Here is a 23420-nt window from a genome sequence, read left to right as displayed (position 1 = left end):
GCGGTTGGAGGGTTCGCACAACGAGCCGTGTCATCCGCTGTTCGGTGCCGTGTGCCACGCTGCACCTCTGCGTGCCGCGACGCCATCCGGGTAGCGTGGCGTGCATGTCGATTCCCGAAGAGGGGTATCCCCTCGCCGCAGCGATCAGTCCGCGTGTCCAGGTCGTCGAGGCGACGGACTCGACGAACGCCGACGTCGTGCGGCATGCCACCGAGCTCCCCGACGAGTGGCCCCATCTGTCACTCGTCCTCACGATGGACCAGCGCGCGGGGCGGGGGCGTCTCGACCGCACCTGGACGGCGCCTCCCGGCGAGGCGCTCGCCGTGTCGACGCTCGTGCTCGTTCCGCGCATCCCGTACGCCGCTCGCGGCTGGATCCCGCTCGTCGCGGGGGCCGCGATGACGCGTGCGATCGCTGCGCAATTGGTCGGCACCGGCCACACGGCCCGACTCAAGTGGCCGAACGACGTGCTCGTCGACGGCGGCAAGATCTGCGGCATCCTCGCGGAAGTCCTCCCCGGAGATCCCGATGCGATCGTCGTCGGCACCGGAGTCAATACGCGGATGCCGCGCGTCGACCTCCCTGTCACGACAGCGACGTCGTTCGCCGCCGTCGGCCTGGAGTGCGACGAGGATCGCCTCTTGGCCGACTACCTCACGGCGCTCGACGAGCACCTGACGGCGCTCGCGGACGCGATTGGCAACGCTGCGCAGGCCGGCATCGTCGCCGAGGTCGAGGCGCTCTGCGCGACGCTCGGTCAGGACGTCGTCGTCCTGCTCCCCGACGGATCGCAGCTCGCGGGACGAGCGCAGCGGATCGACCCTGACGGGCGCCTCGTCGTGGCCGACAGCCTCGGGATCGAGACCGCCGTCTCTGCCGGCGACGTCGTGCACGTGCGCTGAGTACGACGTGGCGCGCGTCGCCGGAGACCGCTCCACGCCATGATGGAACCATGACGCAGCCGATCTACGGCGGGCGCCCCCTGACACCGGCGCCCGGGGCGCCGACGCCCGAGTTGCGTGTCGCGCGCTTCCGCGGACACGCCCGCCGACTCTTCTGGTCAGCGCTCGTGCTGATCGCCGTGGCGGGCGCGACGGGCTTCTTCTACGGCAACCTTCCTGCGCCTTTCGAGAACTGGATGCTCCTCGCCGCAGCCGCCGTCGTCGTCTTCCTGCTCGTCCTCCTGCCGTTCCTCGCGTGGTGGTCCCACGTCTACACGATCACGACGCGGCGGGTCATCGAGCGGTCCGGCATCCTCGGAGTCCGCAAGCGCGAACTCACGCACGTGCGCGGCTATTCGATCCAGGTGCGCCGCGGCATCGTCCAGCGGATGTGGGGCGCAGGAACGCTCACCCTGACGAACGGCATCGACGAGCCGCTGCGCCTGCGGAACATCCCGAGCATCGGCCTCGTCCACGAAGCTCTCGTGGATCAGGTCGAGGTGAACCAGATCCTCGCGCACCGCGACGCGCAGCCGCCCCTGCCGCCCGGCACGCCGCCGATGCCTCCCCTCCCCGCCTAGCGACGCACGTTCCCTTGTCTTGAATGGCGGCCTGGCGCGGGCGAACCTCGCCCTTTGAGACAAGTGAACGAGGGGGGTCAGGTTTGGGATGATGGACGCATGACAGTGCGAGTCGGAGTCGTCGGTGGCGGGCAGCTTGCCCGCATGATGATCGCGCCCGCCGTGGAGCTCGGTATCGAGCTGCACGTGCTGGCGGAGGAAGAGGGGATGTCGGCCGCCCTCGCCGCGACGGCGGTGGGGGATTACCGTGACGCGGCCACCGTGCTGGCTTTCGCGGAGACGGTCGACGTCATCACGTTCGACCACGAACACGTCCCGCAGGATGTGTTGGCACAGCTCATTGAGGCTGGCGTCCGCGTGCACCCCGGGCCGGATGCGCTCGCGATCGCCCAGGACAAGCTCATCATGCGTGCTCGTCTGCAGGAACTCGGGATGCCGCAGCCCGATTGGGCTGCCGTCGTCAACGCCACCGAGCTCCAGGACTTCATCGACTCGCACGGCGGTCGCGCCGTCGTGAAGACCCCGCGGGGCGGGTACGACGGGAAGGGCGTCAGGGTCGTCGCGGCTGCGACGGAGGCGCAGGACTGGTTCGCGGCCCTCGAGGAGGATGCCCGCGGCGGCGCGCTCCTCGTGGAGGAACTCGTCGACTTCTCGCGAGAGCTCGCGCAGCAGGTGGCGCGTCGACCGTCGGGGGACGTGCGCGCCTACCCGGTCGTCGAGACCGTGCAGCGCGGAGGCGTCTGCGCCGAAGTCCTCGCCCCGGCCCCCCGCGCGGGCGAGCGCCTGTCGGAGGTCGCCCGCGAGATCGGCGTGACGATCGCGGAAGGACTCGGCGTGACCGGGATGCTCGCGGTCGAGCTCTTCGAGACGACCGACGAGCGCCTGCTGGTCAACGAGCTCGCGATGCGCCCGCATAACAGCGGACATTGGAGTCAGGACGGCGCCGTCACGAGCCAGTTCGAGCAGCACCTGCGCGCCGTCGCCGATCTTCCGCTCGGCGACCCGTCGCCACGCGTTCCGTGGACGGTCATGATCAACATCCTCGGCGGACCGGTCGAGGGGGGACTCGCCGACCGGTTCGCTTCCGCGATGACCGAGCATCCGACGGCGAAGATCCACACCTACGGCAAGGCGCCGCGCCCCGGCCGCAAGGTCGGCCACGTGAACGTCGCCGGCGACGACCTTGACGACGTCACGTACGAGGCACGGGCCGCGGCATCCCACTTCCTCGACTGATCCGGATGCCGCATCGACTCGGCGCGGAGCCGTGCCGTTGCGGGGATCTTCCAGCCCCGCGCTCTAGCCTGGTCGGGTGACCCGGCCGCTGCATTCCTCCGACGCGCCCCTGGTCGGCGTCGTCATGGGCTCCGACTCCGATTGGCGCGTCATGAGCGACGCGTCCCAGATCCTCACCGACTTCGGGGTTCCGCACGAGGTGGAGGTCGTCTCGGCCCACCGCACGGTGGACAAACTCGTGCGCTACGGGCGCGAGGCACGAGGCCGCGGCATCCGCGCGATCGTCGCCGGCGCGGGCGGCGCGGCACACCTTCCCGGCATGCTCGCCTCTCTCACGGCGCTTCCCGTCATCGGCGTCCCCGTTCAGCTCTCGACGTTGGACGGCCTCGATTCCCTCCTCAGCATCGTGCAGATGCCCGCCGGTATCCCCGTCGCGACCGTCTCGATCAACGGGGCGAAGAACGCGGGACTTCTCGCCGTCCGCATGCTGGGCACGTCGGATGCCGCGCTCGCCGATGCCGTCGAGGCGTACGCCCGCGACCTCGAGGCGCAGGTCGAGGAGAAGAACCTGCGCTTGAAGGGCTCTCTATGAGTGTTGCGAGCCCGCCTCGGCCCCGCGAAGCGCGGCAGTCGCACCTCATCGAGGACCGGCCGCTCCGCCACCCCGACACGCGGTCGCCTCAGTTCATGTCACGCCGTGGCTGGTGGCTCGTTCTCTTCAACTTCCTGATCCCGGGGTCGGCGCAGGTCCTCGCGGGAAACCGGCGACTCGGCAGGTTCGGGCTCGGCGCGACCATCGTCATGTGGATCCTGCTCGTCCTCGCGGTGCTCTGCGCGCTCCTGTGGCAGCCGGTCCTCTTCACGCTGGGGACGAACTGGTTCGCGCTCACGGCCGCGCAGATCCTCCTCTGGGGATACGCGGTGCTGTGGATCGTGCTCACGATCGACACTCTGCGCCTCGTGCGGCTTGTCAAGACGGGGAACATCGCGAGGTTCGGCATCGCGATGCTCGCGATCGTGCTCATGGTCGCAGCCTCCGGCGGCGCCGCCTACGCGGGCAATCTCGCCGGCGTCACCCGCAACACGATCCAGATCATCTTCGGCGAGAGCGGGCCGCCCGTCCCGCCGTCCGACGGTTACTACAACATCCTGCTCCTCGGCGCCGACAGCGGCGAAGGACGCGATTCCATGCGGTTCGACAGCATCTCCGTCGTCTCCGTCAACGCCGTCACCGGCCGCACGACGATCACGGGCATCCCCCGCGACATGCCGAACTTCCCGTTCGCCCCCGGGCCGATGGCCGACAAGTACCCGAACGGCCATCAGAGTCACGCCGACCCGACGTGCGGGTGGGGGAGCGGCATCAATCAGCTCCGTACCGAGGTCGAGGTCTGCCAGGACGGCAATCTGCTGTATCCGGATGCCACGGCGAATGGCTCAGCACCGGCGATCGAGGCGACGAAGGATGCCGCCGAGGGCATCATGGGCATCGAGATCCCGTACTACGTCTTCATCGACATGCACGGATTCGCATCGCTCATCGACGCGCTGGGTGGTGTCGACATCGACGTCGCCGAGCGCCTGCCGAAGGGTGGCGGGCCGCAGTACGAAGGGCAGCCGGCCGACGAGTGGGCGATCGGATGGATCGAGGCGGGCCCCCAGCACATGGACGGCGACACCGCCCAGTGGTACGCCCGGTCGCGCTACACGACGAGCGACTTCGATCGGATGCAGCGGCAGCGGATCCTGCAGCAGGCGATGCTCGCCCAGTTCACGCCGCAGACGGTTCTCACGAGGTTCCAGGACGTCGCGGCGGCGGGAGCCGACATCGTCCAGACCGACCTGCCGCAGTCGCTCATCCCGTTCCTCGCGGAGCTCGCGGTCAAGGCGCAGGAAGAACCCGTCACGACGATCGAGCTCACGCCGGATGGCGGAGTCAACGAGTACGAACCCGACTTCGGCTACGTGCAGCAGATGGTCCGTACGGCACTGCACCCGCCGACACCGACCGCCGAACCGGAGGGCTGAGCCATGGTCGCCACGTTGCGGGTCGTGCTCGACCAGCTCGTCGCGCCGACGGATCCGGAGCTCGTCGAGGCGTCGCGCGAACTCGCGCGCGCCCTCGTGCTCGCGACCCCCGCGGGGTGCGAGGTCGAGGCCATCGCGCCTGCGGGCAAGGACGAGGTCGAGGGGGTCCCCGGTCTGGCCGGTGTCCACCGGGCGGCGCTGCCCCGCCGAGAGCTCGCGACGGCACTGCAGATGGGCGTGGCTACAGGCATCGGCGGCGGCATGATCCACTCACCGACGCTCTTCGCCCCGCTCGTCCGCCACGACCGCGTCCACGGCAACGACCAGACCGTCGTGTCCGTGTGGGACGTCCGTGCGTGGGAATCGAGCGCCGAGCTTCCGCGGGGCGCTGCGATGTGGCAGAAGGCGATGCTCAAGCGTGCGGTGAAGTTCGCGGATGCCGTCGTGGTCCCCACGCACGCACTCGCCGAGCGCGTGCGGGAGATCGCGCCGAAGCTCGGCGATCGGCTCCGCGTCATCTCTGGGGCGTCTCCGCTCGACTTCGCCGTGCCGCGAGACGAGATCGGACGACGTCGAGGCCTGAGCGTTCCCGAGGGGTACCTCTTGCTGTCGGGTGGCCCGATGCCCTCGCACGAGCTCTCGGCGGGACTTGCCGGGATCGCGGCATCCGGAATCGATCTGCCTGTCGTCGTCATCGACGTGCCCGAGGGGCTCGAACCCGCCGTCGTCGACCTCGCGTCGGCTGCTGGCATCCCGGAGCGTCGCGTGCACGCGCGCGGCGCGCTGGAGCAGGGGGACCGTGCCGCCGTGTACGGGGCCGCTCTCGCGTTCGTCGCCCCGTCACGCCGCGCTAGCTTCCCGTGGCGCGTCGTCGACGCACTGACGCTCGGCGTGCCGGTCATCGCGTCGGACTCCGCCGTGCACCGTGAGGTCGTGGTCGACGGGGGAGTGCTCGTGGATGCCACGGATGCCGAGGCCCTCGGAGCCGCACTCTCGGAAGGGCTGTCGTCGACGGCATCCGCCGATCGCCTCGCCGTGATGGCGGGTGACCGCGGGAAGGTCTTCTCGTGGCGCGAGGCGGCCGACAAGGTCTGGGGCCTGCACGCCGATCTGTGAACCTCTCGGCCCGCGTGTTTGGCGTTCTGCCTGCTGAGGGAGTTAACTCGATAGTCGACACCTGCCCGAAGCGACTGTCGACACCTGCCCGAAGGACGCCATGAGACTCACATGGATGGACACGCTCCGTGGCGTGGCGATCCTGCTCATCGTCGTTTTACACGCGATCGCTCTTCCGGCACTCTTGTCCGGAGTCCCGTCGCCGCGCGTGTTCGACTATCTGAACGCCGCCGTCACGCCGTACCGCATGCCGATGCTCATGGCGCTGTCGGGAATGCTGCTGAGCCGCGCGCTGAAGAAGCGTCCGTGGCCTTATGCGCTGGGGAAGATCCGAGCACTGGTGTGGCCGTACGTGGTGTGGGTTGCCATCTACTGGCTGGTCGTCTGGCCGCCGCAGTTCCCGGCGTGGCAGGACTGGGTCGCCACAAGTTGGTTGTGGTACATCTTCTTCCTCGCGGTCTACTTCGCGATCGCACCCGTGGTCGTCCGCGTACCCGCCTGGCTCTCGCCGCTTCTTCTCTGGGCGATCTCGGCGGTCGTGCCCGATCCGGAGTGGACGCGATTCTTCCTGTACGCCGGTTACTTCTTCGGTGGCCACGCCCTGTGGACCTATCGGGCTTCCTTGCGCCGGTTCGACAGTCCGAAGGTGACCGTGGCCGCGCTGGTCGTGACGCTCGCACTGTCGGCGGCATACGTGCTGCAGGAGCGCGGTGTCGTCTTCCTCATCCCGCTGCGCAATGAAGAGCTCATCTACGCGCCCGCGACGATCCTCGGCGTGGGGGGACTCATCCTGCTCGCGCGCAAGATCGCCGATCGGTGGACTGGGCCTCTGCGGTACCTCGGGCGCAACTCGGTCGTCTTCTACCTCGTCCACTACCCCATCCAGATCATCGTGACGAGCCTGCTGGGAGCGGCCTGGCTGTGGGATTGGCAGCTCCACGTAGGACTCGGCGTTCTCGCGCCGCTCGTCGTGGGCGCCGCTCTGGTTTGGCTGCGCCGCTTCGCCGTCGTCGATGCCCTGTTCGTGATGCCCTGGCCGGGCGCGTCCGATCAGGATGCTCTCCGGCCCCGCGGCCTCACGCGGCGCTCCTTCTGACGGCGCGCACCTCGACGCACACCTCCCTGTGAGATGTGCGACTTCGGCGCGTCGCTGTAGTCAACTCGTGGCGAGAGGTGGTACTCAGGCGCAACTTCAGTCACACTGTTCACATGAGTCCCTCTCGTGTGTCGCTCATCCGTGCGCAGCTCGGTCGTACCGTGACCGTCATCGCCTCGTCCGTGGCCCTCCTCGCCGGACTGCTTGTGGCACCTGCCGCGACGGCCGCGCCTGCCGGCCCGGTCGATACCGCGCTCAGTGCGAACGCCCTGGGTTCGCCGGTGAAGACGGCCGATCTGTCGCAGTTCCGGCCCGGCAACATCATCAGCGATGAGGTGTTCTACAACAGCGGGACGATGTCGGAAGCGCAGATCCAGACCTTCCTGCAGTCGAAGGTCCCCTCGTGCCAGTCCGGGTACACATGCCTCAAGGACTGGTACGACACCACCCGCGCCACGAACGCCGACGCGATGTGCGCGGCTTACCCCGGGGGAGGCCGCGAACGCGCGTCGACCATCATCTACCGGGTGGCGCAGGCGTGCGGGATCAACCCCCAGGCGATCCTCGTGACGCTGCAGAAGGAGCAGGGTCTCGTGACCCACACGTGGCCCAGCACGAGCCGCTACACCATCGCGATGGGGCAGGGGTGCCCCGACACCGCGGCATGCGACACGCGCTACTACGGGTTCTTCAATCAGGTCTACGGCGCGGCCTGGCAGCTGAAGCGGTACGGCAACCCGCCCGGCACGAGTCAGTACTTCACGTGGTACGCGCCGGGCAAGACGTGGAACGTGCGGTTCCACCCCAACGCTGCCTGCGGATCGACGCCCGTCTACATCCAGAACAAGGCGACGGCGGCACTCTACTACTACACGCCGTATCAGCCCAACGCGGCCGCGCTCGCGGCCGGATACGCGGCGGCGAACGATCCATGCTCGTCGTACGGCAACCGCAACTTCTACAACTACTTCACGGACTGGTTCGGCTCGGTACAGGGCGAGATGCTGCAGCTTCTGCAGGTGTCGGGGACGTCTGAGCGATACATCGTCAGCATGGGTGGGCGATGGAAGCTTGCGACGGCGGAGATCGCCGCCCAGTTCCAGTGGATTTCTGCCCTGCGAGAGGTCACCCGGGCGCAGCTCGACGCCTTCCAAGATCGCGGGAATGCCGCGCGCGCGGTACGGACGGATAGTGGCGCCGTCTATCTGCTCGACAGCGGCGCTCGGCTGCGCGCCCGTGACGTGAACCAGGTTGCCGACTTCGGGTGGGATTATGGCGCGCTTCCGCTGGCAAGTGATGGACAGGTCGCGCGCTACCGCGACGGTGGCTGGCTCGAACGTACGGTGAGCGCCGACGGCCAGTCATACCTGATTCAAGGCGGCTCCAAGCGTCAGGTCGTCGATCTCGGCATCCTGCCGCGTTTCGGGATCCCCGCGCTGTCGTCGAGCATCTCGCCGACGATGCTGTCCGGGTACGCCACGGCCGCCCCGGTGGTCGGAGTCGGTGTCTACCGCGGGTCGTCGGCTGACTTCCGGCTGCGAACAGATGCCGGTACTTACCTTCTGCCCGCCGCCGCCGGCGACACGGCTCTCGCGCGCGGGGCCTCGCGGCTCACCGACGAGTCCCTGGCGTTCCTGCGGGCGTCGGAGAACATGCCGGTGCGAATGACGTCGAGCGGGCGCTCATTCGTCATGAGTGAGGATGGCTGGATCGAGGTGGCCGTGTCTGACTACCCGGCGAGTCTCGGGTTCGCATCGCTTCCCGCCGGCGCGGCCTCAGGTCTCGCGTCCGCCGGGCGGGTGTCCGGCCCCCACTTCATCCGCGAACGCTCATCGGACCAGGCGTATCTCGTCTCGGGAGGCACGGTCCAAGCCGTATCGTCCGCGGACCAGGCGTGGATTACACGCACGTACGGCGTCGGCTCGCGCGTCTGGATCGTCCTCGACGGGGTGATCGGTGAGGCGACGACACCGGAAGGACTCGTGCGGAGCACCTCGGGCGACGCGTACCTGCTCGACGGTGCGCGCGCGTATCGCATGCGTGATTGTGCGCAGGTTGCTGCGTGGGGAGGGAACTGTGCATCCCTCCCATTGGTCGCCAACGCCAAGATCAACGGCTACGCGAACGTCGGAACGCTTCGCGACCTCGTTCGCACACCCGCGGGGACGACGTGGCTCCCGCAGAACGGCGTGATGCGTCAGGTTCTGGATCCTGCGATCCTCGCGGTCTATGGCATTTCGTCCGCCCCGAGTGCGGTCTCGGCCGCGACGGCCGACAAACTTCCCGTGGGCGAGCCGGTCCTCGCCACCGGCGTGTACTCGGACGGAGGAGCGGGGCGGATCGTGGCCAACCGCGCCGGCGAGTTCACTCTGACGGCCGAGCAGGCGGTCGGTGTCGTGGCGGGTTCCGTTCGCGCACTCACCCGGGCGAGCTTCACGAAGATCACGGTGGACGGGGCGATGCCGACCCGGCTCCGCAGCGACGGCCGATCGTTCGTGCTCACGCGCGAAGGCTGGCTCGAAGTGTCGGCGGCGGCCTACGGCGGTGACGGGCTGTTCGCGGCGCTCTCCTCGCAGGCACACCAGGGCATCGTGGTCGCGGCGAACGAACAGCGTCCGCACTTCATCAGGGACGACGCGAGCGGTCAGGAGTACCTCGTGTCCAGCGGTGCGGCGCAGCCCGTGGCCGGCGCCGCAGAGCGCGCGCTGATCACGCGCGCCTATGGTGTCCCCCCGCAGGTGTGGCCCGTCGTCAGCGGTGCCCTCTCGGGGGTAAAGATCAATCACGATATGGTCGTCAAGGACGCACAGGGCGCGGTCTACCTCATCGATGGTGCGACACGCTACAAGATGAGCGGGTGCGGCGCGGTGCCCGACTTCGGCCGAGATTGCGCGACGCTTCGTGTTCTCAGTGCGTCCCAGATCGCGGCGCTGACGGATGGCGGGAGCCTCGCGCCCCTCCTCCGGTCGCCGGAGGGCTACGCGTGGTTGATCCAGGGCGGTACGCGCCGCGAGGTGCCGGACACCAGCGTGCTGGCTGTCTACGGCATCGGCGGTGCGACGACGTCAGTGTCGGCGAAGCTCATCGCGGGCATTCGTCTCGGAGCTCCCGTCGTTGCACCGGGCGTCTATGACGACCGTGCGGGCGACGTGCGTGTCCTGACAGGCGACGGAGTGACCTTCACGGTTCCCGCCGCGAGCCGAATCGGATCCGTCGTCGCAGCGGCTCGGACGATGTCGCCCGCGTCGATCGACCTGCTGACGGCCCCACGCGATCTGCCGACGCGGATGACTGCGGGCGCCCAGTCGTATGTGTTCACGACGGAGGGCTGGCTCGCTGTCGACAAGACCGCCTACACACCGAACACCTTCATGGCGCTCGGTCCGCGCGCGAACCTGGGGCTGCCCTCGGCTGGCACCGCGGGAGGCGCGCACTTCGTGCGGGAGCAGTCAGACACGCAGGTGTACCTCGCGTCGGGCGGTCTCGGCGCCGTGGCAGATGAGGCGACGCGCGCGTGGATCTCAGCCGCGTATGGTGTGCCGTCGAAGGTGTGGGTCGTGCCCAACGGCACGCTCGGCTGACGCGCGGAAACGCACGGCGCCCTCTGACGCTCGTCGGAGCATCGAAGGGCGCCGTCGTTCGGTGCGCCTCCTGTGCTACTTGAGGAGCTTGCGTTCCGCCATCTCGGCGAGCGACCGCTCGTAGCCGTCGGTTTCGAGCGGCTCGGACTGCACCCACGCGACGAATCGTTCGATGCCGTCTTCGAACGGGACGCGCGCCTCGAATCCTAGGAGTTCGCGTGCGCGGGTCGTGTCTGCGACGTTGTGGCGGATGTCGCCGAGGCGGAAGTTGCCCGAGATCGTCACGGGTACCGTCGTGTCGAACGCGCGGAACAGCGCGTCCACGACGTCGACGACGGTCGTCTGCACGCCGGATCCGATGTTGGCCACCGTGCCTCCGGCGTCGGAAGCCACGCACGCGAGGAACGTCGCTTCGACGACATCGTCGATATAGACGAAGTCGCGACTCTCTTGGCCGTCCTCGAAGATGTTGATCGACTTCCCCTGCCTGATGAGCGTCGAGAAGATCGAGAGGATCCCGGTGTAGGGGTTCTTCAGCGACTGGCCCGGCCCATAGACGTTCTGGTACCGCAGCGCGACCGGCTCGATGCCGATGGTCGGCGCCGTCGTCATGATCAGCGCCTCTTGAGACTGCTTCGTGATCCCGTAGACGGATGACGGGTGGAGGAGCGCCGTCTCGGGGGTGGGGATGAGCGTGAGCTCGTCGTGCCCGTTCATGTGGACGTCGAAATCGCCGCCCGCCATATCGTCGGCCGAGCGGTGCGGGGGGAATACGACGTCACCCGACGCGGTGCGGTAGGCGCCTTCGCCATAGATCGAACGCGAGGACGCGACCACGATGCGCCGGACGGTGTGCGGCTCATTCGTCAGGATGTTGAGGAGTTTCGCCGTGCCGCCCACGTTCGTGTCGACGTAGCGGTCGATCTCGTACATCGACTGCCCGGTGCCGGTCTCCGCCGCGAGATGCACGACTACGGTCACGCCGTCGAGCGATGAGCGAAGGTCCTCCACCGACGTGACGGTGCCGATGCGCACGTCGGCGATTCCGTCGAGCGAGCGGAGGAGAGGAGACGTCGTCCGAGGCTCGTCCCCGTGCACCTGCGCGACCAGGGAATCGAGGACGGTGACCCGATGATTCGAATCTGCCAGCCTCCGCGCGAGCGCGGATCCGATGAACCCGGCGCCGCCGGTGATGAGGACGTGCTCGGGCATGAGTGATGGCTCCTACAGGTCGAGAATCGGAGGATCAGGACGCAATGGGAACGACGTCAGCGAGTCGTGGGTGCTGACGGTCCTTCTCGGACAGGTCGGCCCGATCGAGCGAGATCGGCCACGGCACCGCCGTCGTCTCGTCAGCGAGGTTGAGGAACGTGTAGTGGGCGTCGGGCGTCCAGTGGTCGTTCACGAGATACGTGTACGCCGTGTCGGGCTCGAGCGTCTGGAACGCGTTGCCGACGCCGCTCGGCACGAAGATGGCCGTCGAAGGGTCGATCTCGGCGGTGAAGAGCCGACCGAATCCCTCGCCCTCGCGGAGATCCACCCAGGCACCGAACACCCGACCGGTGGCCACCGAGATGAACTTGTCCCACGGCTCCGCGTGGATGCCACGGGTCGTGCCCACGTTGCGGTTGAACGAGATGTTGTTCTGGACGGGACCGAGATCGGGCAGCCCGAGGTCCGTCATCTTCTCGCGTTGCCAGTTCTCCTTGAACCACCCGCGATTGTCGCCGTGAACCGGGATGTCGAACAGGATAAGGCCGGGAATTGTCGTCTCGTGAGCTGCGAGCGCTTTGCCGTACTCCATCGTCACTGCCCTGCGATCGCGTACTTCGCCTCGGCTTCGGCCTTCTGCGGCCTCCACCAGTCCTCGTTGTCGCGGTACCAGGCGACCGTGGCCTCCAGGCCGGCGCGGAAGTCGCGGAACTCGGGCTGCCAGTCAAGCTCGTCGCGCAGCTTCGACCAGTCGATCGCGTAACGGCGGTCGTGGCCCGGGCGATCGACCACCAGGTCGTAGGCGTCGGCGGGCTGGGCCATGGTCTCGAGGATCATCTCCACGACGTCGCGGTTGGACTTCTCGCCATCCGCGCCGATCAGGTACGTATCGCCGATCGCGCCGCGCTCGAGGATGCGCAGGACGGCGGACGAATGGTCGTCGGCGTGGATCCAGTCGCGGACGTTGCGGCCGTCGCCGTACAGGCGGGGGCGTACGCCGTCGATGACGTTCGTGATCTGTCGCGGGATGAACTTCTCGACGTGCTGGCGGGGCCCGTAGTTGTTCGAGCAGTTGCTGATCGTGGCCTGGACGCCGAACGAACGGACCCATGCGCGGACGAGCAGATCCGAGCCCGCCTTCGTCGACGAGTACGGGCTCGACGGGTTGTAGGGGGTGTCTTCCGTGAACCGCTCGGGATCGTCGAGTTCGAGGTCGCCGTACACCTCGTCGGTCGAGATGTGGTGGTAGCGGATGCCCGTCGCGCGGGCTGCTTCCAGGAGCGTGAACGTGCCGACGAGGTTGGTCTGGACGAAGGGTGCCGGGCCGCTCAGCGAGTTGTCGTTGTGCGACTCGGCGGCGTAGTGCACCACGGCGTCGTGACGGCTGAAGAGATCTGTCACGAGTTCCGTGTCGCAGATGTCGCCGCGGACGAACTCGAAACGCTCGGACGGGAGCCCCTCGAGCGAGGCAAGGCTTCCGGCATAAGTCAGCTTGTCGAGGACGGTCACCTTTTTATCGGTGTGGGTGAGGACGTAGTGGACGAAGTCCGATCCGATGAACCCTGCGCCGCCGGTCACGAGGAGTCTTTCCATTTGCCCGAGTTTAGCCGGTGACGAGGTGCATCTTTGCTCTACCTGATGAGCAGCGCGTTTGTCTCGGCCCTCGCCATGCAAGACAATGGCACCATGCGCGGCATCGTTCTAGCCGGTGGCACCGGCTCACGCCTCCACCCCATCACTCTCGGGATCTCGAAGCAGCTCGTCCCCGTGTACGACAAGCCGATGATCTACTACCCCCTGTCGACATTGATGCTCGCCGGCATCCGCGACATCCTCATCATCACCACGCCGCACGATGCGGAGCAGTTCGAGCGCCTCCTCGGCGACGGATCGCAGTTCGGCATCTCGCTCACGTATGCCCAGCAGCCTTCGCCGGACGGCCTCGCGCAGGCGTTCGTCATCGGCGAGGAGCACATCGGCTCGGACTCGGCTGCCCTCGTGCTCGGCGACAACATCTTCTATGGGCAGGGCATGGGAACACGCCTGCGTCGCTACGAGAACCTCGAGGGCGCGGCGGTCTTCGGCTACTGGGTCGCCGACCCGACGGCATACGGCGTCGTCGAGTTCGACGAGTCTGGTCGCGCGCTGACCCTCGAGGAGAAGCCCGAAAAGCCGCGCAGCCACTACGCGATCCCCGGCCTCTACTTCTACGACAACGACGTCGTCGAGATCGCCAAGAGCCTCACGCCCTCGGCGCGAGGAGAGCTCGAGATCACCGACCTCAATCGCGTCTACCTCGAGCACGGTCGACTTCAAGTCGAGGTTCTTCCGCGAGGAACCGCCTGGCTCGACACCGGCACATTCGACTCGCTCAGTGAGGCGACGGAGTTCATCCGCACCGTGCAGAAGCGGCAGGGCCTCTCGATCGGCTCACCCGAGGAGGTCGCGTGGCGTCTCGGCTTCCTCTCCGACGACGAGCTGCGCGCGCGTGCCGAGCCTCTCGTCAAGAGCGGCTACGGCCGCTACCTTCTGGAAGTGCTAGCGCAGGGTCATCACAGCTAGACGGGTAGAATCCCCTTTGGTCGGCGGTGAAAGCACCGCTGCATTTCGATTTGCGCGCGACAAGACCGCCGTATCGAGGAGTGAGCTTTTTGCATATCGAACAGCGCGCCGAGGTGGCGGATCCGATTCCCTTCCCGCAGGACGGGCGGCGGGTCGTCTTCTATCTCCTGCACGACACCCGCGGGGATGTCGACGACTACATCGTTTACAAGCTGTCCCAACTCCGGCCCTTCGCAGAACACATCTTCGTCGTCGTCAACGGGCAGCTCACCGATGCGGGCCACGCCCGACTGGAGTCCGTCGCCGACACGGTGTGGGTGCGAGAGAACATCGGGTTCGACGTGTGGGGCTACAAAGAAGCCATGGCGGAGTTCGGCGCGGATCGCCTCGCCGAGTACGACGAACTCATCCTGATGAACTACACGTGGTTCGGGCCTGTGCGCTCTTTCGCGCCGTTGTTCGAGCGCATGGACGCCGAACGTGTGCACTTCTGGGGAATGACGGACTATCCCGGCGAGAAGCCGAACCCGTATACCCGGACGGGGGAGATGCACCGGCACATCCAGTCGCATTGGATCGCCGTCCGCCGGGCGATGTTCACCAGTCCTCACTTTCGCGATTACTGGGACACGATGCCCATGATCACGACCTACGTCGACTCGATCCTCAATCACGAGACGCGATTCACCCACCACTTCGAGGAACTCGGGTTCATCGACGGTGTCGCCTACTCGTGGGAGGACTACCCGTCGCGGCACCCTGCGCTCTTCAACGCCGATCTGCTGATCGATGACGGCTGCCCCGCGCTCAAACGTCGCGCGTTCTTCCATTACCCGCCATACCTCGATCAGCATGCCGTCATCGGTCGCTGGACGATCGAGAAGGCGGCGGGGTACGGGTACCCCGTCGAGATGATGTTCCAGAATCTCGCGAAGAACTCGCCTCCCAAGTCGCTGTACGCCGATGCCTCGATGATGGAAGTGTTGCCAGACGTCGACGTGTCATACGACGCGTCGAAACCCCTGCGTATGGCGGCGGTCGTGCACATCTTCTACGACGACATGACGGACGAGCTGATGGATCGGCTCATCATGCTGCCGGACACCTTCGACCTCTACATCACGACGACGGATCAGACGAAGGCGGACGCGATCCGCCACGTGCTCGACCGGCGGGCCGATGAAAAAGTGGGACACTCCGAGATCCGCGTCCTCCCGTCCAATCGCGGTCGTGATCTCTCGGCCTTCTTCATCGCGTGCCGGGACGTCCTCGAGGTCGGGCGGTACGACCTCATCGTCAAGATCCACTCCAAGAAGACCGTGCAGGACTCCTTCAACCACGGTCGCTACTTCAAGTACCAGCAGCTCGACAACGTGTTGCACTCGCCGGGATATGCGGCCAACGCCGTGGCGCTCTTCCAGAAGGAGCGCGGTCTGGGACTGGCCTTCCCGCCGATGATCCACATCGGCTACCCGACGATGGGCCGAGGGTGGTACGCGAACAAGGTGCCCGCGGAGAAGCTCGCGGAGGAACTCGGAATCAAGGTGCCCTTCGACGAGATCTCGCCGTTGGCCCCCTACGGTTGCTTCTGGTTCGCGCGACCGGAGGCGCTCAAGGTCCTCACGGATCGAGAGTGGAAGTACGAAGAGTACGCCGCGCCGAACAAGCACATGGACGGCAGCCTTGCGCACGTGCAAGAGCGGCTCATCGCCTATGCAGCCGCCGAGAGCGGCTACCACACCCGCACCATCTCCACGACAGAGCACACGGCGATCAGTCACGCGGCGCTGGACTTCAAACTCGACCAGATGGGCGCCACGATGCCGGGCTACCCCATAGATCAGATCCAGTTCCTCCACCGCGCGGGCTGGCTGGGGCACGGGGGGATCGTCGCACTGACCCGGGTCTACCTCAAGCTCAATCACCCGAAACTGGCGGCAGCACTGCGGCCCCTCGATCGACCTGCACGTATGACACACGCGTGGATCTGGCGACTTCGTCACTACAGAGAGATCAAGAGATACCGCGAGGAGGTTGAAGGTGACCTCACTGAAGGCGAGCTTCGACCCGCGGAGTAACAGCATCGGCTTCCTGCGCTGGCTCATGGCCTTCATGGTCATCTTCTCCCACGCAGGCCCGCTCGCCGGCTTCTACGGAGGTCACGACCTCGGGACGCAGTGGAGCACGGAGCAGTCGCTCGGCGGGGTGGCGGTCGCGGGGTTCTTCTTCCTCTCCGGCTTCCTGATCACGAAGAGCAAGATGGGTCGATCATCGACCCCCCGCTATTTCTGGCGTCGGATCATGCGCATCTTCCCGGCATGGTTCCTCGTCCTGATCGTCACAGCCTACGTTCTCGCGCCGATCGCGTGGATGCGCGAGAACGGGACGATGGACGGGTTCTGGAACGCCGCGATCGAATCGCCGCTGACCTACTTCTCAAACAACATGTGGCTTCCCCTCATGCAGCACAACATCGCGGAGATGGGGACGAGCCTTCCCTTCTACACGATCCACGGCGGGTTCGAGTGGAACGGGTCTGCGTGGACTCTCGCGTTCGAGTTCGGCTGCTACATCCTCGTGGCGATCCTCGGGATCATCGGGGCCCTCTCCAACCGACTCATCGGCGGAATCATCGCGACCGGGATCATTCTGCTCGCGATGATGCAGTGGCTGGGCATGGGCAACATCGCGTCCCTCACTCCTGCGTTCGGCGACTATCGCGTCTTGCTCCTCTACGCGCCGTTCGCCTTCGGCATCCTGTTCGCTCTCTTCGGCGAGAAGATCCCCATCGACAACAGACTCGCGATCGCGTGCGTCCTCATCGCGGGATGGACCTACGCAAAGGGCGGCTGGCTTGTCGTCGGCCAGTACGCCTTCTGCTACCTGCTCATCTGGTTCGCCATCAAGGTCCAGTTCCTCAAGAACTGGGACAAGCACGGGGACTTCTCGTACGGCATCTACATCATCGCCTGGCCTCTGATGCAGTTCGGGGCATACTTCGGGCTGCAGAACGCGGGATGGTTGGTCTATCACCTCGTCATCGTCGCGGGATGCCACATCTACGCTTACCTGAGCTGGCATCTCATCGAGCGACCTGCGCTGCAGCTCAAGGACTGGACGCCGAAGTGGCTGCAGTCGCTGCTCGCCCGCACGCAGAAACCGAGACACGCGGCGCTGGACTGGTTGGACCCGGCACGCGCGTCGGCCAAGGCCGCGCGCTCTGCTGACGCCGGCGCTGTCGCTGCGATGCCGCTTCTCGCGGACGGCGTGACGACGACGCCCCCGGCAGTGGGTGGGCCGGATCTTGCGATCACCCGTCCGCGGGACGGTGGCGCATGACCGCCACGGGCCCCGACATCGTCCACGGTGCGCAGATCCCCAGCCCGCGCTGGTGGCGCCGCTACCGAGACATCCCGCTCGTCGTCCTCGCAATCCTGTCCGTCGCCGCTGCCGTCATCGGGTGGGTCACGCAGTATCGTCTCGATACGGCCGCATCGGCGCCCGCCGCCGTGGAATCTGCGTCCCGCGTCGACGGGGCGGCCGCCGCCGCGTGCCGCGCGTCGATCGCTCCACCGGATGGGCAGCCTTGGATCGAGGCGGACGGATCCGCGGCGGAGGTATGGGCCGCGAACGCCGACGCCCTCGCCGGGCCCGTCGTGACCGGTCGTGATGGGTGGGCGTTCTACAACGACCAGGTCGAGGAGAATTTCTCGCAGGCCGTGGGCCGCCGCTACCTGACGGTCGCCGAGGTCGAGGCCTGGCACACGTACTTCGTGACGCTCGACTCGGCCCTCCGGGAGCAGGGCATCGAGCTGTCGATCCAGATCAGCCCGTCAGCGACCAGCGTGTACCCCGAGCAACTCCCGGAGTGGACCGACGGCATCGTGGGTTCGACGCCGCTCGACCAGTTCCTCGCCGCGTCCGCGGATCTGCCCATCGTGGACTTCCGCGCCGACCTTCGTGCTGCCGCAGAATCCGACGCCGTCTACACTCCCGTCAACAGCCACTGGACCGATTGGGGTGGCTATGTGGCGTGGCAGACGTACGCGGCATGCCACGCGGCCTCTGAGCCGGCCGACGCGCCGCTGTGGGTTCCCGAGGTCGACGGCGTCGAGAGCACGCGTGTCTTCAACGAGTACGCCGCGTCCGGCATCCCGGACGCGGAGCCCGCGTGGACCGTTCCCGTCTACGCCGAACCGTTCGCGGACGTGCAGGTCACGGCTGCCGATGGGACAGTGACGATGACCGACGGCGTGACGCAGGTCGATCTCGGCATGCTGCCGGCATCGACGCGCACCGAGAATGCACGGAGCGATCGGAAGGCTCTCATCCTTCGCGATTCCATGGGGAACGCGCTCACTCCGTTCTGGGGTCAGTCGTTCCTCGAGACGCAGCAGATTCAGCACCGGTACGACGACTGGTCCAACCCGCCGAACTACCGCGCGCTGGTGGACCAGCACCAGCCGGACGTCGTGATCGTCCAGCTCGCGGAGCGTCATCTCGTCAACGCGCCCGCCCCCGGAATCACGACGGGATACTGACGCGCTCGCCCGCGCGTCGTCAGGCGGACGCGGCGGAGTCGCGCGCCATGACCTCACGGATCACGGTCGCGTCGCCCCAGACGCCGGGGGAGTCGTAGGGGCGGTCGGGGAAAGCGCCGTACTTCAGGTGAAGACCGAGGTCGTTGTCGGCGATGAACTTCTCGACCTGGTCTGCGAGTGAAACGGGCTCGCCCGTGCAACAGTTCATGGTTCCGGAGACGTCTGCCGCGTCCGTGAGGGCGGCGAGCTGGCGGCCGAGCTCTTCGACGCGGATGAAGTCGTAGAGGCTCTTGCCGGTCGTGAAGGGAAACTCGCTCCGCCCCTCATCGGCCGCGTCGAGGAGCTTGCGGAAGATCGATTGACTTCGGCGGTCGTCGCCGTAGATGTAGTACGCGCGCGCCCAAGCGAGGGACGTTTCGGCGGGGAGCGCAAGGGCGAGGGAGCGGCGGAGTGCGTCTTTCGCGATGCCGTACTGCGAGAGGGGGGCTGTCGGGGTGTCTCCCTGGATCGCGCCCTCCCAATAGCCGACCTCATGCATTGTTCCGAGTGCGACGATCCGTCTGACGCCGCGATCGGCCAGTCGGGTCAGGAGATCGAAGTGCGCGGACAGCTGAGACATATGCGCCGCGGAGTTGTGACGAAAGCCGTCCTTCCACGCGAGGTGCACGACGGCGTGCGGTGTCGGACCCCACACTGCCGGGTCGAAATCGGGGGCGAGGATGTCTGCTTCGACGACGGTCGCCCGAGGATCGAGTTCGGATCCACGGCCCGGACGGACTGCCGCGACGACCTCGTGACCCCGGTCGGCGAGCGCCGTGACGACGTGGGGACCGAGGTAGCCCGCAGCTCCCGTGACGACGACTCGTGACATGGCGGATCATCCTTTCGTGCGAGGCGCGGGGCCGCGGCTCCTCCGACCGACCGCCCGCCTCGAGGTGGGCTATGTCGAGGATATCCGGACGGTGGCGTGCGACGAATTGCCAGCCGAGTCCTCGGTATAGTGTTGCAGTTGGCATACGTAGGTGGAGCACTTGGACACGACTGATCGGTTCGCCCGGCTCGCCGAGACCCCCTTCACGACAACGGACGCGCGAGGACTCGAACTCCCCGTCCGCGGCGGAAAGTTCCGCGAGATCTGGGAACGTCGTGATCTGCTGGGGCTTCTCGTGCGGCGCGATCTTCAGGCGCGCTATCGCGACAGCGTCCTGGGATTCGTCTGGACGCTCATCCGCCCCATTGTTCAATTTCTCATGTACTACCTCGTCCTCGGGCAGTTCCTGCGTGCGGCCGAGGGTATTCCGCAGTTCGCGATCTTCCTCTTCGCAGGGCTGACTATCTACGCCTTCTTCGCTGAGGCGGTGCAGGGCTCCACGACGTCGATCCTCGCGAACGCGGGCCTCGTGAAGAAGATCTACCTTCCTCGCGAGATCTTTCCACTCGCGAGTGTCGGCGCGGCCGGCTTCATGTTCCTGGTGCAGTGCCTCGTCCTGCTCGGGGGCGCGATCATCTTCCAGGCACTGCCTCAGCCAGTCGCAATGCTGTGGTTCTTCCCTGCTGTGCTGCTGCTGCTCATCTACGGGCTGGCCTTCGGGATACTGCTCTCGGCGCTCAACGTCTATCTGCGCGATGTTCAGTACGTCACCGACGTCGTGATCATGCTGGCAATGTGGGGTTCTCCGATCGTCTATGCATGGACGATGGTGAGTGACGCGTTCCGAACCCTCGGACTCCCGTCATGGGCCCTGGAGATCTACACCAACAACCCGATCACGCTCGGTGTCCTCGCATTTCGAAAGGCCTTCTGGGGGGCAGGGACGGCGGCCGACTATCCCGAGGACCTTATGCTGCGCATCGGTATCGCAGGTGCGGTAGGCCTTGTTCTTCTGTTCATCTCGCACCGGGTGTTCACCCGGCTGCAGGGTAACTTCGCGCAGGAGATGTGATGGCTCGCCCCAAGCAGATCGGTCCCGTCGTCGTCCGTATCGAGGACGTCACGAAGCACTTCGTCGTTCGGAAGGACAACACCCTCAAAGAGCGCGTCGTGCATTTGGGTCGCAGAGGTCGAACTCATCGCCAGTCCTACACCGCGGTCGACGGTGTCTCCTTTGAGATCAAGGCCGGGACAACGGTTGGCCTGCTCGGTCCGAACGGATCCGGCAAGAGCACACTCCTCAAGCTGATCGGTGGCATCCTGTCGCCGTCGGATGGCAAGGTACATACGCGTGGACGGATGGCGGCACTTCTCGAACTCGGAGCGGGCTTCCACCCCGATCTCAGCGGACGCGAGAACGTCTTCCTCAACGCGTCGATCCTGGGCATGACACGCACCGAGACAGAGGATCAGTTCGCGTCCATCGTGGAGTTCAGCGGCATCGGCGACTTCATTGACACGCAGGTCAAGTTCTACTCGTCAGGCATGTTCGTGCGTCTCGCGTTCGCCGTGGCCGTGCATACGGATCCCGATGTGCTGTTGGTCGACGAGGTCCTCGCCGTAGGTGATGAGGCTTTCCAGCGCAAATGTATGGAACGCATTGCGCGATTCCGGCGCGAGGGGCGCACGATCATCCTCGTCTCGCATTCCGCCGCTCAGGTACAGGAACTCTGCGATCGGGGCATCGTTTTGAAGGAGGGAGAGGTCGTGTTCGATGGTGACACCATGGATGCGATCTCGGCTCTGCGCGACGTTCTGGAAGGGCGTCGTGTCGGGGAGTTGCCTCCGCCGGAGCCCGTGAAGCCCATCGAGGTCACCCGCATCGAGGTTCTCGACGAGTCGGGACGTGAGCGCAAGAAGTACCCCGTGGGCGAGCTCCTTCGACTCAAGATCCACGTGAACGCACGCGAGGCCATGTCCACGTGGGCGGTCGGCTTCAGCATCGACACGCCGATCGGTCAGATGGTGCTCGCCTCGAACACCGATCGCCTCGGAGTGGAGCTCCCTCCCATACCTGCGGGCGCCTCCTCGATGGAGTTCGTCGTCGAGAGCGCGCACTTCGGACCGGGTCAGTATTTCGTGAATGCGAATGTGTCGGAGGTCATCGACATCGACACTCATGTCCTCTGGCAGGGTGCGCGCTTCACCATCACGGGCGATCATCGCAACCTCGGTACGGTAGCGGCCAGCATCACGGCAGCGTGACGAACTCCATGGCACCATCCGGAGCCGGCCGTTGACAGATCTCCCGAGATCCCTGAGACCGCGATGGCTCGACCCGGCCATCGTGGGGCTCCTCGTCGTGGTCGGCGTGGTGTCCTGCTACGTGCGGGTCCCGTCCGAGCACCTTGACATCGTCTGGGCCGAGGATGGCGAGATCTTTTTGCGTCAGCACCTCGATGACGGGTTCTGGTCGACGCTGTTTCGCGGATATGCCGGATACCAGCACTTCGTGCCGCGATTGGCCGCGGCGGTCGCGGTCCCATCCACTCCTCTCTGGGCATACCCGCTCGCAGTTTTCGCGATATGCGCCCTGCTGACCGGGCTCGCCGGCGCGGCCGTCTACTGGCTCAGCCGAGACATAGTTCCCTGGATTCCCGCGCGGATCGCTCTGGGACTCATCACGTTCGTCCTGCCCCTCGCCATGCAAGAGGTGATCGGCAATCTCGCCGATCTGCACTCCTACGCGATGTGGCTTGCTCCGTGGCTCCTTCTGTCCCGACCCCGACGATGGTGGTCGGCGACGCTCTGGGGGGTCGTGGCCTTCGCGGTCTTCATGACGGAGGTCCAGGCCGTACTGTTCCTGTTGCTCCTGCCCTTCGTGGTGAGACGGTCACAGCCGCGCACACTCCCCATCGCCGTTGGCGCCGTGATCGGCTCGATCTGGCAGATCGTCACGGTGATCACTGTCGAGCGTGGCTCCAACTCCGAGTGGTTCGGCATACCCTCTCTCCTGGGCGGGTACCTGGTGAACACCGTCATGCCGTTGCTCTTCGTCGCGCCGGACTCGGTGCGCGCACGGCTCGAACAGAGCGGCCTCATCATCCCCACGGTGATCCTGCTGCTCTTCGTGATCGCCTTCGTCGTCGCGATGATGTGGGGGAGCGGCAGGCAACGGCTCCTGGCCATCGCTCTCGCCGCCGCATCGTTCGCAATCTATGCAGGCGGAGTGACCATCGACGGCAGCGCGGGATTCCACTACGCGGATGACGCGATGCCGATCTGGGAACGCGCGGTCAACATCCGGTACGGAGTGAGCTCGGGAATGCTCCTTGCAGCGCTCGTGCCTCTGGCGGCTGCCATTGTCCATGCGCGTGCCGCTCGAGTCCCCCGAGCCGCGGTCGCACTGCGAAGCGTCGCATGGCTCGCCGTCAGCGGCCTCATCCTCACGATGTCGGTCGCGTCGACCCGCGCGATCTCGACACGCGGCTGGGTAGAGGCGACATGGTCCTACAGCGTGCAGACGCAACGCGCGAGCTGTCTCGACGGTCACCCCGATGAGCGAAGGAGGTTGCCCATCGCACCATTGCGGGAGATCTCCCTCAGCTGCGCGCAACTGAGGCAATGACGACGGGTGGTCTTTCGCTCGTCGCCT

Annotated in this window: 18 protein-coding genes and 1 pseudogene; 15 read left to right on the top strand and 4 right to left on the bottom strand. The window is 66.4% G+C overall.

Features of this window, described 5'->3' with window-relative positions; translation table 11 throughout:
* Window positions 1–104: 104 nt before the first annotated feature.
* From FBY39_RS16015 to FBY39_RS15980, 8 genes are all read left to right on the top strand, one after another.
* Window positions 105–902, top strand: a complete 798-nt coding sequence (locus FBY39_RS16015) for a biotin--[acetyl-CoA-carboxylase] ligase (RefSeq protein WP_141933621.1) — start codon at window positions 105–107, stop codon at window positions 900–902.
* A gap of 50 nt (window positions 903–952) precedes the next feature.
* Window positions 953–1522 (top strand): PH domain-containing protein, encoded by a 570-nt coding sequence (locus FBY39_RS16010; protein WP_141933619.1) that lies wholly within the window; start codon window positions 953–955, stop codon window positions 1520–1522.
* A 99-nt stretch (window positions 1523–1621) separates the two neighbouring features.
* Window positions 1622–2758 carry a 5-(carboxyamino)imidazole ribonucleotide synthase gene (locus tag FBY39_RS16005; protein WP_141933617.1) on the top strand — a complete coding sequence of 379 codons (1137 nt, stop codon included), beginning with the start codon at window positions 1622–1624 and terminating at the stop codon, window positions 2756–2758.
* Window positions 2759–2882: 124 nt separating this feature from the next.
* The gene (gene purE, locus FBY39_RS16000; protein WP_141934302.1) at window positions 2883–3350 is read left to right on the top strand and encodes a 5-(carboxyamino)imidazole ribonucleotide mutase; all 468 of its coding nucleotides are present in this window, start codon (window positions 2883–2885) and stop codon (window positions 3348–3350) included.
* Window positions 3347–4786, top strand: coding sequence for an LCP family protein (locus FBY39_RS15995; protein ID WP_141933616.1), 1440 nt, complete (start codon window positions 3347–3349; stop codon window positions 4784–4786). The genes purE and FBY39_RS15995 overlap by 4 nt, the downstream gene beginning before the upstream one ends.
* Window positions 4787–4789: 3 nt before the next feature.
* Entirely contained in the window at window positions 4790–5902 is a 1113-nt protein-coding gene (locus FBY39_RS15990; protein ID WP_141933614.1) for a glycosyltransferase, read from the top strand.
* 115 nt (window positions 5903–6017) lie between these two features.
* Window positions 6018–6998, top strand: a complete 981-nt coding sequence (locus tag FBY39_RS15985) for an acyltransferase (RefSeq protein WP_160133151.1) — start codon at window positions 6018–6020, stop codon at window positions 6996–6998.
* A 113-nt stretch (window positions 6999–7111) separates the two neighbouring features.
* Window positions 7112–10579, top strand: coding sequence for a hypothetical protein (locus tag FBY39_RS15980; RefSeq protein ID WP_141933610.1), 3468 nt, complete (start codon window positions 7112–7114; stop codon window positions 10577–10579).
* Window positions 10580–10654: 75 nt separating this feature from the next.
* On the opposite strand, the gene FBY39_RS15975 is transcribed toward FBY39_RS15980, so the two are convergent.
* The 3 genes and pseudogenes from FBY39_RS15975 to rfbB all read right to left on the bottom strand — a co-directional run bounded on the left by FBY39_RS15975 (window position 10655) and on the right by rfbB (window position 13384).
* Window positions 10655–11791 carry an NAD(P)-dependent oxidoreductase gene (locus FBY39_RS15975; RefSeq protein ID WP_186336970.1) on the bottom strand — a complete coding sequence of 379 codons (1137 nt, stop codon included), beginning with the start codon at window positions 11789–11791 and terminating at the stop codon, window positions 10655–10657.
* A gap of 43 nt (window positions 11792–11834) precedes the next feature.
* Window positions 11835–12383 (bottom strand): annotated as a pseudogene (locus FBY39_RS16560) (dTDP-4-dehydrorhamnose 3,5-epimerase family protein); the annotation flags it as partial.
* A 2-nt stretch (window positions 12384–12385) separates the two neighbouring features.
* Window positions 12386–13384 (bottom strand): dTDP-glucose 4,6-dehydratase, encoded by a 999-nt coding sequence (rfbB, locus tag FBY39_RS15970; protein ID WP_141933608.1) that lies wholly within the window; start codon window positions 13382–13384, stop codon window positions 12386–12388.
* Between the two features lie 93 nt (window positions 13385–13477).
* Here rfbB and rfbA point away from each other — a divergent pair, with 93 nt between their 5' ends.
* The 4 genes from rfbA to FBY39_RS15950 all read left to right on the top strand — a co-directional run bounded on the left by rfbA (window position 13478) and on the right by FBY39_RS15950 (window position 18894).
* Window positions 13478–14353 carry a glucose-1-phosphate thymidylyltransferase RfbA gene (gene rfbA, locus FBY39_RS15965; protein ID WP_141934300.1) on the top strand — a complete coding sequence of 292 codons (876 nt, stop codon included), beginning with the start codon at window positions 13478–13480 and terminating at the stop codon, window positions 14351–14353.
* An 80-nt stretch (window positions 14354–14433) separates the two neighbouring features.
* A complete protein-coding gene (locus tag FBY39_RS15960; protein ID WP_160133149.1) occupies window positions 14434–16431 on the top strand; it encodes a rhamnan synthesis F family protein in 1998 nt (665 codons plus the stop codon).
* Window positions 16394–17692: an acyltransferase gene (locus FBY39_RS15955; protein ID WP_141933604.1), complete on the top strand. Its 1299-nt coding sequence runs from the start codon at window positions 16394–16396 to the stop codon at window positions 17690–17692. Before FBY39_RS15960 ends, FBY39_RS15955 begins: the two co-directional genes overlap by 38 nt.
* Window positions 17689–18894, top strand: coding sequence for an alginate O-acetyltransferase AlgX-related protein (locus tag FBY39_RS15950; RefSeq protein ID WP_141933602.1), 1206 nt, complete (start codon window positions 17689–17691; stop codon window positions 18892–18894). The genes FBY39_RS15955 and FBY39_RS15950 overlap by 4 nt, the downstream gene beginning before the upstream one ends.
* 19 nt (window positions 18895–18913) lie before the next feature.
* On the opposite strand, the gene FBY39_RS15945 is transcribed toward FBY39_RS15950, so the two are convergent.
* Complete coding sequence (locus FBY39_RS15945) at window positions 18914–19765, bottom strand: NAD(P)-dependent oxidoreductase (protein ID WP_141933600.1); 852 nt, start codon at window positions 19763–19765, stop codon at window positions 18914–18916.
* A gap of 160 nt (window positions 19766–19925) precedes the next feature.
* Between FBY39_RS15945 and FBY39_RS15940 the strand changes: the two genes are divergently transcribed.
* Genes FBY39_RS15940 through FBY39_RS15930 form a run of 3 tightly spaced genes read left to right on the top strand, consistent with a single transcriptional unit; the run spans window position 19926 to window position 23393 of the window.
* A complete protein-coding gene (locus tag FBY39_RS15940) occupies window positions 19926–20837 on the top strand; it encodes an ABC transporter permease (RefSeq protein WP_260838034.1) in 912 nt (303 codons plus the stop codon).
* The gene (locus FBY39_RS15935) at window positions 20837–22030 is read left to right on the top strand and encodes an ABC transporter ATP-binding protein (protein ID WP_141933597.1); all 1194 of its coding nucleotides are present in this window, start codon (window positions 20837–20839) and stop codon (window positions 22028–22030) included. The genes FBY39_RS15940 and FBY39_RS15935 overlap by 1 nt, the downstream gene beginning before the upstream one ends.
* Before the next feature lie 31 nt (window positions 22031–22061).
* Complete coding sequence (locus tag FBY39_RS15930) at window positions 22062–23393, top strand: hypothetical protein (protein WP_141933595.1); 1332 nt, start codon at window positions 22062–22064, stop codon at window positions 23391–23393.
* Window positions 23394–23420 lie beyond the last annotated feature (27 nt).

This window comes from Microbacterium sp. SLBN-146, assembly GCF_006715145.1.
Taxonomy (GTDB): domain Bacteria; phylum Actinomycetota; class Actinomycetes; order Actinomycetales; family Microbacteriaceae; genus Microbacterium.
The sequence above is the reverse complement of the archived record's forward strand: the minus strand, read 5'-3'. Positions and strand labels throughout refer to the sequence as shown.